Annotated in this window: 12 protein-coding genes; 5 read left to right on the top strand and 7 right to left on the bottom strand. The window is 70.4% G+C overall.

Going from position 1 to position 14,767, the window contains the following annotated elements; all coding sequences use genetic code 11:
* Positions 1-27: 27 nt before the first annotated feature.
* Positions 28-1,095 carry an RNA ligase (ATP) gene (locus ACIBAG_RS44160; RefSeq protein ID WP_399113615.1) on the bottom strand — a complete coding sequence of 356 codons (1,068 nt, stop codon included), beginning with the start codon at positions 1,093-1,095 and terminating at the stop codon, positions 28-30.
* A 152-nt stretch (positions 1,096-1,247) separates the two neighbouring features.
* Here ACIBAG_RS44160 and ACIBAG_RS44155 point away from each other — a divergent pair, with 152 nt between their 5' ends.
* Positions 1,248-1,982, top strand: a complete 735-nt coding sequence (locus ACIBAG_RS44155; RefSeq protein ID WP_399113614.1) for a hypothetical protein — start codon at positions 1,248-1,250, stop codon at positions 1,980-1,982.
* On the opposite strand, the gene ACIBAG_RS44150 is transcribed toward ACIBAG_RS44155, so the two are convergent.
* Complete coding sequence (locus tag ACIBAG_RS44150) at positions 1,928-2,656, bottom strand: 3-keto-5-aminohexanoate cleavage protein (RefSeq protein WP_399113612.1); 729 nt, start codon at positions 2,654-2,656, stop codon at positions 1,928-1,930. The two genes, ACIBAG_RS44155 and ACIBAG_RS44150, sit on opposite strands and share 55 nt — an antisense overlap.
* Positions 2,657-2,768: 112 nt before the next feature.
* On the bottom strand, positions 2,769-3,374 hold the full coding sequence (locus tag ACIBAG_RS44145) for a hypothetical protein (RefSeq protein ID WP_399113610.1): 606 nt from the start codon (positions 3,372-3,374) through the stop codon (positions 2,769-2,771).
* 253 nt (positions 3,375-3,627) lie between these two features.
* Between ACIBAG_RS44145 and ACIBAG_RS44140 the strand changes: the two genes are divergently transcribed.
* A complete protein-coding gene (locus ACIBAG_RS44140) occupies positions 3,628-6,426 on the top strand; it encodes a penicillin acylase family protein (RefSeq protein WP_399113609.1) in 2,799 nt (932 codons plus the stop codon).
* A 47-nt stretch (positions 6,427-6,473) separates the two neighbouring features.
* Here ACIBAG_RS44140 and ACIBAG_RS44135 read toward each other — a convergent pair whose 3' ends face one another.
* Positions 6,474-7,802, bottom strand: coding sequence for a serine-threonine protein kinase (locus ACIBAG_RS44135; RefSeq protein ID WP_399113607.1), 1,329 nt, complete (start codon positions 7,800-7,802; stop codon positions 6,474-6,476).
* A 97-nt stretch (positions 7,803-7,899) separates the two neighbouring features.
* A complete protein-coding gene (locus ACIBAG_RS44130) occupies positions 7,900-9,138 on the bottom strand; it encodes an exo-beta-N-acetylmuramidase NamZ domain-containing protein (protein WP_399113606.1) in 1,239 nt (412 codons plus the stop codon).
* Positions 9,139-9,301: 163 nt separating this feature from the next.
* Here ACIBAG_RS44130 and ACIBAG_RS44125 point away from each other — a divergent pair, with 163 nt between their 5' ends.
* Genes ACIBAG_RS44125 through ACIBAG_RS44115 form a run of 3 tightly spaced genes read left to right on the top strand, consistent with a single transcriptional unit; the run spans position 9,302 to position 12,378 of the window.
* Positions 9,302-10,075, top strand: a complete 774-nt coding sequence (locus ACIBAG_RS44125; RefSeq protein ID WP_399113604.1) for an SDR family oxidoreductase — start codon at positions 9,302-9,304, stop codon at positions 10,073-10,075.
* The gene (locus ACIBAG_RS44120) at positions 10,072-11,745 is read left to right on the top strand and encodes a class I adenylate-forming enzyme family protein (protein ID WP_399113602.1); all 1,674 of its coding nucleotides are present in this window, start codon (positions 10,072-10,074) and stop codon (positions 11,743-11,745) included. The genes ACIBAG_RS44125 and ACIBAG_RS44120 overlap by 4 nt, the downstream gene beginning before the upstream one ends.
* A gap of 39 nt (positions 11,746-11,784) precedes the next feature.
* Complete coding sequence (locus ACIBAG_RS44115; RefSeq protein ID WP_399113600.1) at positions 11,785-12,378, top strand: TetR/AcrR family transcriptional regulator; 594 nt, start codon at positions 11,785-11,787, stop codon at positions 12,376-12,378.
* An 86-nt stretch (positions 12,379-12,464) separates the two neighbouring features.
* Here ACIBAG_RS44115 and ACIBAG_RS44110 read toward each other — a convergent pair whose 3' ends face one another.
* Together ACIBAG_RS44110 and ACIBAG_RS44105 are read right to left on the bottom strand one after the other, a co-directional pair.
* On the bottom strand, positions 12,465-13,679 hold the full coding sequence (locus tag ACIBAG_RS44110; protein WP_399113599.1) for an acyl-CoA dehydrogenase family protein: 1,215 nt from the start codon (positions 13,677-13,679) through the stop codon (positions 12,465-12,467).
* A 5-nt stretch (positions 13,680-13,684) separates the two neighbouring features.
* A complete protein-coding gene (locus ACIBAG_RS44105) occupies positions 13,685-14,719 on the bottom strand; it encodes a phosphotransferase family protein (RefSeq protein WP_399113598.1) in 1,035 nt (344 codons plus the stop codon).
* Positions 14,720-14,767: the final 48 nt, after the last annotated feature.

Raw genomic sequence — 14,767 nt, 5'->3', positions numbered from 1 at the left:
CGAGCGACCCAACCGACCGGCGCCGGCTTACTCGTACTCGGTACCACCCTTCCGCGTCAGATAAGCCGGACTGACCGCCTTCGCGATCGCCCGCCCCCCGGTCACCGCGCTGTACCGCTCACTGGCCGGCCGTATCACCACGCCCTCCCGCAGATGCAACCCCCGCCCGGACACGGTCTCCCGCCCGCTCGCGACCTCAAGCACCCGCTCGATGTCGAACGCCCCCTCGAACAGCCGTGGCACCAAAGGCACTTCCCCCTGGAGCACCTCAGCCGCATCCAGCCACCGCACCTGCCCGTCGATCTCCGCGGACACGTCGAACGCGGCGTAGCCCAGGCTCTCCCGACGCCCATCCGCCCCGTACGTCAGGTCCTGCACCCCCGCCCCGAACACCTCCCCGAAGATCCCGACCCGCCGGGCCCCGAGCCGCTCGGCGATCCGGGCCGCCGCCTCGGCGACACCGTGCGCCCGCACCGCCCGCCAGTACAGATTCCGCGCCTCCTCCTTCAGCGCCAGCGACTTCGCCCCGAAGCCCTTGGAGGACACGTACACCCGCTCCTCGTCGGCGACATACGTCAGCAGGCACGCCGACCCGTGCAGCTTCTCGGTCAGCACCACCGGCTCGCCCGGCGTGAAGATGTCCGGGTACCGCTGGATGTTCTCGACGTCGACCCACGGCAGCAGATCCGGCGCGGACTCCACGTCACCGGACATGGTGGGCGGTATCGGCGGCACCCACTTGCTGATCCCCAGCCGCTCGGCGAAGTCGGTGCCCTCGGCCGCCGCCCGCGCCAGATCCACGTCGGCCAGTGCCTTCGGCCGGCACACGATCCCCTGCGACAGCTCACCGCGCAGCCGCACCGCCTTGACCCGGTCGGCCTTGCTCCCCGCCAGCCGCCCGGTCAGCCCCAGCTCCTCGATCAGCTCGGCCGGCAGCACGGACTGCTCGGGGATGTACACCGCGCAATCACCGGTGCGGTACGCGCCCTTGGCGACGACGGCCCGGTACAGGCCCACCTGGGCCAGTTCGAGGGCGTCGGCATTCGGATGCTCATGGACGGTCAGCACTTCGGCGGTGACGCGCAGCGTCGACATCAGGGGCTCCTTCAAGGCCTCGGGTCGCGTTTCATCGCCCCCAACTGTCCGTACCGGAAAGGGCTGGATCGAACGGTTTAGCGGCTGGTATCGTCGCGATCTTCGGCCGGCGGTACGCCGTCGCGCACGGAGTCCTGACGGGACGACCCTCCATGTCCTCGCCCTCCCTCGACGCCGCCCTCGCGGACATCGACACGGTCTTCAACGGCTTCGCCAGCCCCGCGGAGACCGGCTGTATGCACTGCTTCGCCCCGCAGGACATCGCGTATCTGCGCACGCCGTACACGCGGGTCCCGGCGGATCTTCTGCGCATATTCGCCTTCAAGGACCCTCTTCACTTCGAGGACTACGGCGCCGTGATACGGCGGCTGCTGCCGCAGACCGCGCGGGCCATGGCCGACGGCAGCTTCGACGGGATCGGCTGGGGTGCCCACGGTCTGAGCCGGGTGGACTGGCGCGCCTGGCCCGCCGATCAGGCGGCGGCCGTCGAGGCGTTCGTGCACGCGTGGTGGCAGGACGTCCTCACGACCCCCGAGCCGCCCTATCCCGTCCACGACGTGTTCGAGACGTGCGCCACGATCCTGCACGCCATGACCCCGCTGCTCGATCGGTTCGGCGCGCACCCTGTGGCCGACCGCCACCTCGTGAGCTGCGCGGGCGAGTGGCTGTACCACCTGGTGGTCGACGACTCGCCGCTCGGCTGGTGGTACCACGGCGACGACGACGCCGTCGTCGCCGAACTCCAGACCTGGCTGGCCGCCCACGCCCCCGCCCGCCTCCGCGCCCAGGGCGAGCCCGACCTCGCGACACGGTCCGAACTCCTCGCCCTGCCCTACGACGAGCGCTGGGCCCATCCGTACTGGTTCAACCCCTCCGCCACCAACTGAGCGTTGGACCGGGCCTGTTCCCCGTCCGGCAGGAGCAGCGTGTCCTCCAGGCCGATACGCGTCGCCAGCCCCAGCCGCCCCGCCAGCCGCAGCACCGGCCAGGCACCCCCGTCCTGGCCGTGCAGCAGCATCGGACGGCCGAACGCCGAGCCCAGCTCGGCCAGGAGAGCACGCGCGCTCTCCTCGGCGGTCTGCGCCGCCGGGTCCGTCACCTCCGCCAGCACCCGCAGCACCCTCGGCCCCAGCGGCGAGGCGGCGAACCGTGCCGCGCCGTCCGTGCCGGACCAGATGCCGGCCTCGACGCCCACGCCTCGCTCGATCAGCGCCGCGGCCACGTCCTCGGCGCCCTCCTCGTGCCAGTTGACCGAGGCGTGGTCCGGCAGCACGACCCAGCTCCGTATGCGCGCCGGCCGAGCCACCGGATCGGGTTCCGCCCAGGCGCCCGTGGTCACCCCGACCGGCACCGACACCCGGGCCCGTATGGCCTCGAGCACCGGCGCGAGCACGCGCGGCGACAGACTGTCCTGTCCGCAGGGGGTCTTCGGGTGGACATGGACGTCCGTGGCCCCGGCCGCGACGGCAGCGGCGGCGGACTCGGCCATCGCCTCCGGTGACAGCGGCACCCGCGCACCGTCGTCCGCCCCTCGGGGCCCGTTCAGACACACCTGGATCATGTCTCGATGGTGCCAGTCACCACGGACAACGGCGCACGCCGGACAGGGAAGCGCCAGCGAACGGCACCGTCGGCAAGAGGGGGTGCGGCATCCCCGGCGCACCCCCGTCGTACTAGGCGGACATGAGCAGCCGCCGTTCGCGCCGCGACGCCGCCAGCGCTTCGGGCGTGAGAACCGGACGCGGTACGACGATTCCGCAGTCCGTGCAGACCGGGCCCGACGACGGTTCATGGGCCAGGTCGTACTTCCAGATCAGCCGCTCCCCGCCGCACACCGGGCACTCCGAGCCCGGTTCGCGCTCCAGCGCGGAGATCAGTCGGCGCAGCACCTCGGCCAGCGGTTCATGCGGGTGGACCCGGGGGTTGTCGCACCAGGCGACTCCGAAGCCGCCCCAGGTCAGCCGGTGCCAGTCGTCCACGCTGCCCGGCCTGCGCAGTCCGTCGTGCTTTTCCTTCCTGCGCCGCTCGGCGAACTCGACCTCGTAGGCCAGCCAGACCGAACGCGCCTCCTCCAGTTCGTCCAACGCGGCCACGAGCCGCGCAGGATCGGGGGACCGGTCCTCCGGACCGAATCCCGCCCGGGAGCACAAGTGGTCCCAGGTCGCCCTGTGCCCATAAGGAGCGAACCGCTCAAGGCACTTACGCAGCGAGTAGCGCCGTAGCGCCAGATCGCACCGTGCGTCGCGCACCTGTCTCGCCAGACTCCGGAAACCGGCCATCGCCCTGCACCTCCGTCACACCTGCACCTGTACTTCGGTCACTTCGGCGTCGTCGCACGGACTTCGCGCGACGTTGACGAATAGACGTATCGACAAGCGATTCGGCTCCATTCGATTTCCGATGACCTCCATAGCGAGCCCTGGTGACTCCGTAGCCGGCCCATGTGACTCCAAAAAATGACGCATGTTCATCTTCAATCCCGGGGATACCGCCGGTAACACTCTCGGCCCACCCTCGTCGGTAGGAGCTGCCATGCCACGGCGTCACTTCCGCAACGCCCCGAACAGACTGAGAACTCCCGGCAGATTCCCCGGGTTCCTGAAGACCGCATCCGTATGCGTGCTGATTGCCGGTCTTTTGTCGCCTCTTTCCCCAGCGGTGGCCGCGACCGAGGAGGTCGTGGCCGAGGCCGCGGCCGCGAACGACCACTGCGGTAACCAGTGCTCCGACATCCTGCCGCCGGGCCAGAACGGCAACGCCACGCTAGCCCAGATCCTGCTCAACCAGGCCTTCGGAAGCATGCCGGAACACGCCTCCGACCAGCTGGGCCCTTACGCGAACCTGGCCACCGGCTACTCCGGTCTCACCAACGCGACGATCAACAACTTCTTCAACGACGCCTCGTTCGGCGTCCCTTCCGATCAAGTCGCCTCCACCGTGAGACCCGCCGGACGCAGCGACGTGACGATCGTCCGGGACAAGAAGACAGGTGTGCCGCACATCACCGGTACCACCAGATACGGCACGGAGTTCGGCGCCGGCTATGCGGCCGCCCAGGACCGGCTGTGGCTGATGGACGTCTTCCGGCACGTGGGACGCGGTCAGCTGACCTCCTTCGCGGGCGGCGCGCCCTCCAACCAGGGCCTTGAACAGCAGTTCTGGCGCAACGCGCCGTACACCGAGGCCGACCTCCAGGCCCAGATCGACAACGCCGTCGCCTCGAACGGCGAACGCGGGCAACTGGCCCTCGCCGATGCGAAGGCGTACCTGGACGGCATCAACGCCTATATCGACGCATCCGACAGTGGCCGCTACTTCCCCGGCGAATACGTCCTGACCGGACACAAGGACTCCGTCACCAACGCCGGCACCATCGAGAAGTTCAAGATCACCGACCTCGTCGCGCTGGGCTCGGTCATCGGCGCCCTGTTCGGCTCCGGCGGCGGTGGCGAGGTCGACAACGCGATCTCCCTGCTGGCCGCCCAGGAGAAGTACGGCGTGGTCGAGGGCACCGCGCTGTGGGAGTCGTTCCGTGAGCGCAACGACCCGGAGGCGGTCGTCACCGTCCACGACAAGAGCTTCCCGTACGCCACCAAGCCCGCCGACCCGCAGGGCGAGGCCCTGCCCGACGCCGGCTCGGTGACCGAGGAGCAGCTCGTGTACGACCGTACGGGCAGCGCGGCCGGCACCGCCGCGACCGGCGCCTCCACCACGGCCGCCGAGACCGCCATGAGCTCGGCCAAGCGGGGCATGTCCAACGCCCTCGTGGTCAGCGGCGAGCACACCGCCGGCGGCCACCCGGTCGCCGTCTTCGGCCCGCAGACCGGGTACTTCGCACCCCAACTCCTCCTGCTCCAGGAGATCCAGGGTCCGGGCATCAGCGCCCGCGGCGCCTCCTTCGCCGGCCTCAGCATGTACGTCGAGCTCGGCCGCGGCCAGGACTACTCGTGGAGCGCCACGACCTCCGGCCAGGACATCATCGACACCTACGCCGTCGAGCTGTGCCAGGACGACCACCACTACCTCTACCGCGGCACCTGCACCGCCATGGAGAAGGTCGAGCAGAAGAACGCCTGGAAGCCGACGACCGCCGACAGCACCCCCGAGGGCTCGTACACGATGCGGGTCTGGCGCACCAAGTACGGCCCCGTCACGCACCGCGCGACGGTCGGCGGCAAGAAGGTCGCCTACACCACCCTGCGCTCGTCCTTCATGCACGAGGCCGACTCGATCATCGGCTTCCAGATGCTGAACGACCCGGACTACGTCAAGGGCCCGGAGGACTTCCAGAAGGCGGTGCAGCACATCAACTACACGTTCAACTGGTTCTACGTCGACTCCGAGCACACCGCCTACTACAACAGCGGCGACAACCCGGTCCGGGCGACCGGCGTCGACGCGGAGTTCCCGGTCTGGGCGCAGCCGGCGTACGAGTGGCGGGGCTGGGACCCGGCGACGAACACGGCGCAGTACACCCCGCCGTCGGCCCACCCGAACTCCATCGACCAGGACTACTACATCTCCTGGAACAACAAGCAGGCCAAGGACTACACCACCGCACCCTGGGGCAACGGCTCGGTCCACCGCGGCAACCTGCTGGAGAACCGGGTGAAGAAGCTGGTCGACGCAGGCGGCGTGACCCGGGCCTCGCTCGTGAAGGCCATGGCGGATGCGGGGCTGGCCGACCTGCGGGCGGAGGACGTGTTGCCGGACCTGCTGAAGGTCGTCAACAGCTCCCCGGTGACCGACACCACGGCCGCCGGGGCGGCCGGCAAGCTCCAGACGTGGGTCTCCGCGGGCGGCAAACGCACCGAGACGTCGGCCGGTTCGAAGACGTACGCCAACGCCGACGCGATCCGCATCCTGGACGCGTGGTGGCCGCTGCTGGTGAAGGCCGCGTTCGAACCGGGCCTCGGCAGCGAGCTGTACGCCGCGATGACGAACAACCTGCCCATCGACGAGTCCCCGTCGGCCGGACACGGCCCGACCGGCTCGCACGCCGGGAGCTCCTTCCAGTACGGCTGGTGGAGCTATGTCGACAAGGACATCCGGTCCGTGCTCGGTGAGCCGGTACAGGGCCCGCTCGACCGCGAGTACTGCGGCGGAGGCAGCCTCAGCGCCTGCCGGAACATCCTCATCAGCACCCTGAAGGAGGCGGCAGGCAAGACCGCGGCCCAGGTCTACCCCGGCGACGACCAGTGCTCGGCGGGCGACCAGTGGTGCGCCGACTCGATCGTCCAGCGCACCCTGGGCGGGATCAAGCACGGCAAGATCAGCTGGCAGAACCGGCCGACGTATCAGCAGGTCGTGGAGTTCACGTCACACCGGTGACGGGGCGGTGACCGGTCACGCGTGAGGGGCCGGTGTCCGGCGGCGGGTCACTTGATGCGGCCCGCCGCCACTACCACCTGCGCCAGTTCCCGGTGCACGATGTCGCTGTGCGCCCCCGCCGGCGGCCCGCCACGCCTGACCACCGCCGCCGCGTCGACATTCACGCACCCCGACGTCGGCAGCGTCGCCTTCAGCGCCTCGGCCAGCTTGTACGACTTCGTCCCGGGTACCGCCTGCACGCCGTCGTGCCCCATCGCACCCCACTTGGCACCCAGCATCCGGCCGATGTCCACAGCGGCGACACCTCGTGCGTCACCGGCCATGCGCGAGGCCAGCGGGTACATCGTGGACAGGGCCGAGTCGTGCCGTGAGTAGCAGCACACCAAAGGCCCGTCGATACGGTTGTGCTGGCCCTCCAGCACACCGCCCGCACGGGCGTCGTGCGGCAGCCGGGACGCGAACGCGTAGTGCGAGAAGGCGCCCTGGAGCAGCGTCACCGACTTCACCGAGCGCACACCCTTCGGCAGCCCGCGCAGCGCGAACGACACCAGCCGCGCGCCGAAGCTGTGCCCGACGAGATGCACCCGCACCCCGGGCTCCCGTGCGGCCAGTTGCCCGATCACCGGGCCGAGCCCACGCTCACCGACCGTTCCCGCGCGCCGCTTCATGGTGTAGTACGTCGCCTGCCGCAGCAGCTCATGGGCGCCCTCCCACGGGTTCGGCAACGAGAAGGAAGCCACGCCGTCCTGCGCTCCGCCGGACGCCTCCAGCTGCGTCAGCGCCTGAGCGAACTCCTCGCACACGGCCGCGACGGATCCCGAGAGCATGTCCGGCGAGTCCTGCGGCACCCCCTCGCACAGCGTGTCCGCCGCGAACAGCGCCTGCGGCCCCGGCGGCACCACGTCCACCAGCATCCGCACCAGCCGCCCGAACTCCTCCAACTCGGCCTCCTCGCGCGGCTGCTGGTCCAGCATGCGCGCGATCTGGTCGATGACGGTCGCCCGTCCGGGGAAGGTCTCCAGCAGGGCGTGCCGCGTGTCCTTGTCGAGCGCCGGGCGACGGGGCATCTCCGCCGCGACGGCCCGCGGAAAGTCCGGGATCGGCTCGTCCGAGAACCGCATCGACGGCCAGACCACCCCCGCGTACCCGATCCTCGCGGCCGGAGCCAGCCGCGGGATCGCCGCGAAGAAGCCGTCGTAGAGCCGGGTCGCCCCCGAGCGGTCGTTGTTCCAGCCGTGCGCGAAGACGATCAGATCACGGACCTGGTGCCGCCCCACGCCGGCCAGCAGCCGGTCCCGCCGGCCGGCGTCCGGGTCCCCGTCCGCGTCGAAGGTCAGCTCCCAGTAGGGAGTCACGCTCACTGCCGGATCCGCCATGTCAGGCCCCCTCGTCCCCCGATTGCGGTGCGATACGGGCGCATCGTCCTGCTAGTGGGCGGGAATGGCCATACGTCGTCACCCATCAGTGGGGCGCTCACTTGTACAGCAGGTACTCCCGGCGCACCCGCCGGAACGCCGCCAGCTCCTGCTGCCAGCCCGCCACCACCTCGTCGGCACTCGCTCCCGCGTCGATCGCCGTGCGCACCCGGGTGGAGCCGGTGAGCTTGTCGATCCAGTTGTCCGCGCGCCAACCGAAGCCGCTCCAGACCTTCTTGGCGGTCACCAGCAGGGCGATTCCGGTGCGGACCGGGTCGTAGGCGGTGCGGTCGTGGACGTGGAGCTGTACGCCGCTGACGGTCTTGCCCTGGAACTTGGAGAACGTGGGGGCGAAGTACGCCTCCCTGAAGTGCACGCCGGGGAGGCCGAGTTCGTTGGCTGTTGCCGCCCAGCGTCCGTCGATGCCCTCCGCGCCCAGCAGTTCGAAGGGGCGGGTGGTGCCGCGGCCCTCCGAGAGGTTCGTGCCCTCGAAGAGACAGGTGCCGGAGTACACGAGGGCGGTGTCGGGGGTGGGCATGTTCGGGCTCGGCGGCACCCAGGGCAGCCCCGAGGCGTCGTAGAAGTCGGATCGCCGCCAGCCCGTCATCCGTACGGTCTCCAGCGGGACCGGCGCGGTGAGGAACTCCCCGTTGAACAGCCGTGCCAGCTCGGCGACGGTCATGCCGTGCGCCTGGGAGACGGGCTCGCGGCCCACGAAGGTGGCGAACTCCTTGTGCAGGACGGGGCCTTGGGCCGCCCGCCCGGTCGCCGGGTTCGGGCGGTCGAGGACCACGAAGCGTTTGCCGGCCAGCCGGGCGGCCTCCATGCAGTCGTAGAGGGTCCAGATGTAGGTGTAGAAGCGGGCGCCCACGTCCTGGATGTCGAAGACGACCGTGTCGACGCCGGAGGCGGTGAAGATGTCGGCGAGGGGCCGGCCGCTCTTGAGGTACGTGTCGTAGACCGGGAGCCCGGTGGCCGGGTCGTCGTAGCGGCCTTCCGAGCCGCCTGCCTGGGCGGTGCCGCGGAAGCCGTGTTCGGGGCCGAAGACGGCTGTGAGGTTCACCCTTTCGTCCGCGTGCATGACGTCTACGATGTGGCGGACGTCTCGGGTGACGCCGGTGGGGTTGGTGACGATCCCGACTTTCCGGCCTTCGAGGATCGCGTAGCCGTCGGCTGCGAGTGCCTCGAAACCGGTGCGCAGTTGTCTGTGGCGCTCGGACGCGGAGGCCTGGGAGGCCGTGGGGAGTGCTGCTGCTGCCGTTGTCGCTGCGAGGAGAGCTCGTCTGGATAGGCGCATGGGGGGCACGGTATTGCTCCCACAGGTTGGGGGGAAGGTGCCGGTACGTCGTGGCTTGTCGCGCAGTTCCCCGCGCCCCTAGGGGCGTAACCGCGCCCCTTCCCAGCTACATACCGACCGGTTAGTCTGGCGATGCTGTAGAGCCGCAGTCATAAGGAGACCGATGGTGGAAGCCCTGCGAGACGCCGGAGTCGTGGTCACCGGAGCGGGAGGCGGCATAGGGGCCGCCCTGGCCCGGCGCTTCGCGGCCGAGGGCGCCCGAGTCGTGGTCAACGATCTGGACGCGGGGAAGGCCGAGGCGGTCGCCGAGGAGATCGGCGGTATCGCGGTCCCCGGTGACGCCTCCGGCATCGTCGGCGATGCCCGGGACGCGCTCGGGGGCTCGGTCGACGTGTACTGCGCCAACGCCGGGGTCGCCTTCGGCGGGCCGGACGTCGACGACCTCGCCGACGACAAGGCCTGGTCGACGTCCTGGGACGTCAACGTCATGGCCCACGTCCGCGCGGCGCACGCCCTGCTTCCCGACTGGCTGGAGCGTGGCAGCGGGCGGTTCGTCTCGACCGTCTCCGCCGCGGGGCTGCTCACCATGATCGGTGCCGCGCCCTACGCCGTCACCAAGCACGGCGCGTACGCCTTCGCGGAATACCTGTCGCTGACGTACCGGCACCGGGGGATCAAGGTGCACGCCATCTGCCCGCAGGGCGTCCGCACCGACATGCTCGACGCCACCGGCGCCGCCGGTGACCTGGTGCTCAAGCCCACCGCCATCGCGCCGGAGGACGTGGCGGACGCCCTGTTCAAGGGGATGGCGGAGGACCGGTTCCTGATCCTGCCGCACCCCGAGGTCGCAGGGTACTACCAGGCCCGGGCCGCCGAGCCGGACCGCTGGCTGGCCGGCATGAACCACATCCAGCAGAAGTGGGAGGCGACCCGGTGACCGACACCTCCCCCTCGCGTTACACCGCCAAGCCCTGGCTGGCCCTCCTCAGCGACGCCCAGCGCGCCCCCGTAGACCCCGAGGACTCGCTCGTGCACGCCCTGCGCCGGGCCGCCGCCGACACCCCGGAGCGCGTCTTCCTCGCCTACTTCGACGGCCGCCTCACCTACCGCGAGGTCGACGAGCTCAGCGACTCCGTCGCCGGGCACCTCGCCGCCCGTGGCCTGCAGCGCGGCGACCGGGTGGCGATCCTGCTGCAGAACTCCCCGCACTTCGTGCTCGCCGCGCTGGGCGCCTGGAAGGCGGGCGCGGTCGTCGTGCCCGTCAACCCGATGTACAAGTCGGGGGAGGTCAGTCATGTCCTGCGGGACGGTGAGGTGGCCACGCTGATCTGTTCCGACCGGGCCTGGGAGTCGTATCTGCGCGAGACGGCGGCCGACTCGCCGGTGCGGATCGTGCTCACCGGGTGCGAGTTGGATTTCCAGACTCGCGACGACGCGCGCGTGCTGTCCTTCGAGCGGCTCCCGCAGGCCGACGACACCGACGACCTGGCGGCCGTGGCCCGCGCGGGACACAAGGCGCCCGAGGGACGCGACCCGGGCCCCGCCGACATCGCACTGATCAGCTACACCTCGGGGACCAGCGGCGCCCCCAAAGGCGCCACCAACACGCACGGCAACATCATGTACAACGCCGAGCGGCAGCGAACCGGACTGGAGCTGCCCGAGGCGCCCGTCTACTTCGCGCTGGCACCCCTGTTCCACATCACCGGGATGGTCTGCCAGCTCGGCGCCTGCCTGGACAGCGCGGGCACGCTCGTCCTGGCGTACCGGTTCGAGGCCGGTGTCGTGCTCGACGCGTTCGCCGAGCACGGGCCGCACTACACCGTCGGCCCGTCGACCGCCTTCATGGCGCTGGCCGCCCACCCGGCCGTCACCCGCGACCACTTCGCCTCCTTCCGGATGATCTCCTCGGGCGGCGCCCCGCTGCCGCCCGCCCTGGTGGAGAAGTTCCGCTCCGGCTTCGGGCCGTACATCCGCAACGGCTACGGCCTCACCGAGTGCACCGCCCCCTGCGCCTCCGTCCCGCCCGGCCTGGAGGCCCCCGTCGACCCGGCCTCCGGGACGCTCGCGGTGGGCCTGCCGGGTCCCGAGACGGTCGTACGCATCGTCGACGACCAGGGCGCGGAGGTGCCGTTCGGCGAGCAGGGCGAGATCGTCGTACGAGGGCCGCAGGTCGTCCCCGGATACTGGCGGCGCCCCGAGGCCACCGCCGAGACCTTCCCCGGCGGCGAGCTGCGCACCGGCGACATCGGCTTCATGGACGCCGAGGGCTGGCTGTACGTCGTCGACCGCAAGAAGGACATGATCAACGCGTCCGGCTTCAAGGTGTGGCCGCGCGAGGTCGAGGACGTGCTCTACACCCACCCGGCGGTGCGCGAGGCGGCCGTCGTGGGGGTACCCGACGGGTACCGCGGGGAGACCGTCAAGGCGTACATCAGCCTCCGTCCGGGTGCGGAAACGGACCCCGACGCACTCGCCGCCTACTGCAAGGAGAGACTGGCCGCCTACAAATATCCCCGTCAGGTGGAGATCCTGCCCGACTTGCCCAAGACGGCAAGTGGGAAGATCCTCCGTCGGGAACTTCGTTCTCGCGTGAACGAAGGCTAGACAGCAGGCAGACATCTCGGAAGGGCAGGTGGCGGCACAGTGGCCAGGACGACGGACGGAGACGGTACGCCCGTCCCCCAGCGGCTGCTCGCCGCCGCCACCCGGCTCTTCGCCGAGCGGGGCTACGACCGCACCTCGGTGCAGGAGATCGTCGAGGCGGCCGGCGTCACCAAGGGGGCGCTGTACCACTACTTCGGCTCCAAGGACGACCTCCTGCACGAGGTGTACGCGCGCGTGCTGCGCGTTCAGCAGGAGCGCCTCGACGCCTTCGCGGACGCCGACGAGCCCATCGAGAAGCGGCTCAGAGGCGCCGCCGCCGACGTCGTCGTGACGACGATCGAGAACCTCGACGACGCGATGATCTTCTTCCGCTCCATGCACCACCTCAGCCCGGAGAAGAACAAGCAGGTGCGCGCCGAGCGCCGGCGCTACCACGAACGCTTCCGTGCGCTCATCGAGGAGGGCCAGGAGTCGGGCGTCTTCTCCAAGGCGACCCCGGCGGACCTGGTCGTGGACTACCACTTCGGGTCGGTCCACCATCTGTCGACCTGGTACCGCCCGGACGGCCCGATGAGCCCCCAGGAGGTCGCGGACCACTTGGCCGACCTGCTGCTGCGCGCGCTGCGGCCCTGACCCCACGCGTCCCTGAAGCCCATGTGTCCCTGAAGCCCATGCGTAAGGGGCGGCCGTTTTGGCGGCCGCCCCTTACCTACGTCCGGTTACAGGTACTTCTTCAGCTCCCGCCGCGCCAGCGACCGCTGGTGCACCTCGTCCGGCCCGTCGGCGATCATCAGCGTCCGGGCCGCGGCGTACAGCTCGGCCAGCGGGAAGTCCTGGCTGACGCCGCCCGCGCCGTGCAGCTGGATCGCCCGGTCGATGATGTCCACGACCGCGCGAGGCGTGGCGATCTTGATGGCCTGGATCTCGGTGTGGGCGCCCTTGTTGCCGACGGTGTCCATCAGCCAGGCCGTCTTCAGCACCAGCAGCCGCAGCTGCTCGACCGTCACGCGCGCGTCGGCGATCCAGTTGTGCACCACGCCCTGCTGGGCGAGCGCCTTGCCGAACGCCGTACGGGACACCGCGCGCCGGCACATCAGCTCGATCGCCCGCTCGGCCATGCCGATCAGCCGCATGCAGTGGTGGATCCGGCCGGGACCGAGCCGGGCCTGGGCGATGGCGAAGCCGCCGCCCTCCTCGCCGATCAGGTTGGACACCGGCACGCGCGCGTGGTCGAAGATCACCTCGGCGTGGCCGCCGTGGGAGTGGTCCTCGTAGCCGAAGACCTGCATCGCGCGCTTGACCGTGACACCGGGGGTGTCGCGGGGGACCAGGACCATGGACTGCTGGCGGCGGATGTCCGCGCCGTCCGGGTCGGTCTTGCCCATCACGATGAAGATCTTGCAGTCCGGGTTCATCGCCCCGGAGATGTACCACTTGCGGCCGGTGAGGACGTACTCGTCGCCGTCCCGCTCGATGTGCGTGGTGATGTTGGTGGCGTCGGAGGAGGCCACCTCCGGCTCGGTCATCGCGAACGCCGAGCGGATCTCACCGGCCAGCAGCGGCTCCAGCCACTGCTTCTGCTGCCGCTCGTCGCCGAACTGCGCCAGCACCTCCATGTTCCCGGTGTCCGGTGCCGCGCAGTTCGTGGCGGTGGGTGCCAGGTGCGGGGAGCGGCCGGTGATCTCGGCGAGCGGGGCGTACTGGAGGTTGGTGAGTCCGGCGCCGTGCTCGGCGTCGGGCAGGAAGAGGTTCCACAGGCCCTGCCTGCGTGCCTCGGCCTTCAGCTCCTCGACCACGGCAGGGGTGTCCCAGGGGGAGGCCAGCGCGGCCCGCTGCTCCTGCGCCACCGCCTCGGCCGGATAGACGTACTCGTCCATGAAGGTCAGCAGCCTGCCGCGCAGCTCCTCGGTGCGCGCGTCGAACGCGAAGTCCATGTGCGTCAGCCTTCCTGGATGCCGTCTTGGAGAGTGGTCAGGCCGTGCTCGATGAAGACGGGGACCAGGTCGCCGATGCGGTCGAAGCCGCGGCCGACCGTCTGGCCCAGCGTGTAGCGGTAGTGGATGCCCTCCAGGATCACGGCGAGCTTGAACCAGGCGAACGCCGTGTACCAGGAGACGGCCGAGACGTCGCGCCCGGAGCGGGCGGCGTACCGCTCGATCAGTTCGGCGGGTTCCGGGTGGCCCGGTGCCTCGGCGGTCGTGGAGACCGGGGAGTTCGGCATCCCGAGCGGCATGCTGTACATCACCAGCAGGCCCAGGTCGGTGAGCGGGTCGCCGAGAGTCGACATCTCCCAGTCGAGGATCGCCTTGATCCGGTCGTCCTCACCGATGAGGACGTTGTCGAGCCGGTAGTCGCCGTGCACGACGGCCGGCGCGGGGGAGGCGGGGAGCCGTCGTCCGAGCGTCGCGTGCAGCTCGTCGATGCCGGCCAGCTCACGGTTGCGGGAGGCGTCCAACTGCTTGCCCCAGCGGCGCAATTGCCGGTCCAGGAAGCCCTCGGGGCGGCCGAAGTCCGCGAGGCCCACCGACGCCGGGTCCACCGCGTGCAGCTCGACCAGCGTGTCCACCAGCGACAGCACCGCGTCCCGGGTGCGCTCCGGGCCGAGCGGGGCGAGCTGGTCAGCGGTGCGGTAGGGGGTGCCCTCGACGAACTCCATGACGTAGAACGGTGCCCCGAGCACCTCCTCGTCCTCGCACAGCAGCACCGGCCGCGGCACGGGCACGTTCGTCGGGTGCAGCGCGCTGATGACGCGGTGCTCGCGCTTCATATCGTGGGCCGTGGCGAGGACGTGGCCGAGCGGGGGCCGCCGTACGACCCACTTCGAGGTGCCGTCGGAGACCGCGTAGGTGAGATTCGACCGTCCGCCCTCGATCAGCCTGCCGGTCAGCGGACCCTGGGCCAGGCCGGGCGACTCGCTCTCGAGCAGGCCGCGCAGCCGGTCGAGATCGAGGCCGGGCGGATGGTCGGGGCTCATACGGGGCTCCTCAAGCAGGTGAACGGGACCTCACTCATGATGCCGACC

The organism is Streptomyces sp. NPDC051243 (genome assembly GCF_044455405.1).
Taxonomy (GTDB): domain Bacteria; phylum Actinomycetota; class Actinomycetes; order Streptomycetales; family Streptomycetaceae; genus Streptomyces.
The sequence above is the reverse complement of the archived record's forward strand: the minus strand, read 5'-3'. Positions and strand labels throughout refer to the sequence as shown.

Bases quoted from the DNA above. Each gene is read 5' to 3' on its own strand.
- ACIBAG_RS44160 (WP_399113615.1), bottom strand. From the start codon at position 1,095: ATGTCGACGCTGCGCGTCACCGCCGAAGTGCTGACCGTCCATGAGCAT.
- ACIBAG_RS44155 (WP_399113614.1), top strand. From the start codon at position 1,248: ATGTCCTCGCCCTCCCTCGACGCCGCCCTCGCGGACATCGACACGGTC.
- ACIBAG_RS44150 (WP_399113612.1), bottom strand. From the start codon at position 2,656: ATGATCCAGGTGTGTCTGAACGGGCCCCGAGGGGCGGACGACGGTGCG.
- ACIBAG_RS44145 (WP_399113610.1), bottom strand. From the start codon at position 3,374: ATGGCCGGTTTCCGGAGTCTGGCGAGACAGGTGCGCGACGCACGGTGC.
- ACIBAG_RS44140 (WP_399113609.1), top strand. From the start codon at position 3,628: ATGCCACGGCGTCACTTCCGCAACGCCCCGAACAGACTGAGAACTCCC.
- ACIBAG_RS44135 (WP_399113607.1), bottom strand. From the start codon at position 7,802: ATGGCGGATCCGGCAGTGAGCGTGACTCCCTACTGGGAGCTGACCTTC.
- ACIBAG_RS44130 (WP_399113606.1), bottom strand. From the start codon at position 9,138: ATGCGCCTATCCAGACGAGCTCTCCTCGCAGCGACAACGGCAGCAGCA.
- ACIBAG_RS44125 (WP_399113604.1), top strand. From the start codon at position 9,302: ATGGTGGAAGCCCTGCGAGACGCCGGAGTCGTGGTCACCGGAGCGGGA.
- ACIBAG_RS44110 (WP_399113599.1), bottom strand. From the start codon at position 13,679: ATGGACTTCGCGTTCGACGCGCGCACCGAGGAGCTGCGCGGCAGGCTG.
- ACIBAG_RS44105 (WP_399113598.1), bottom strand. From the start codon at position 14,719: ATGAGCCCCGACCATCCGCCCGGCCTCGATCTCGACCGGCTGCGCGGC.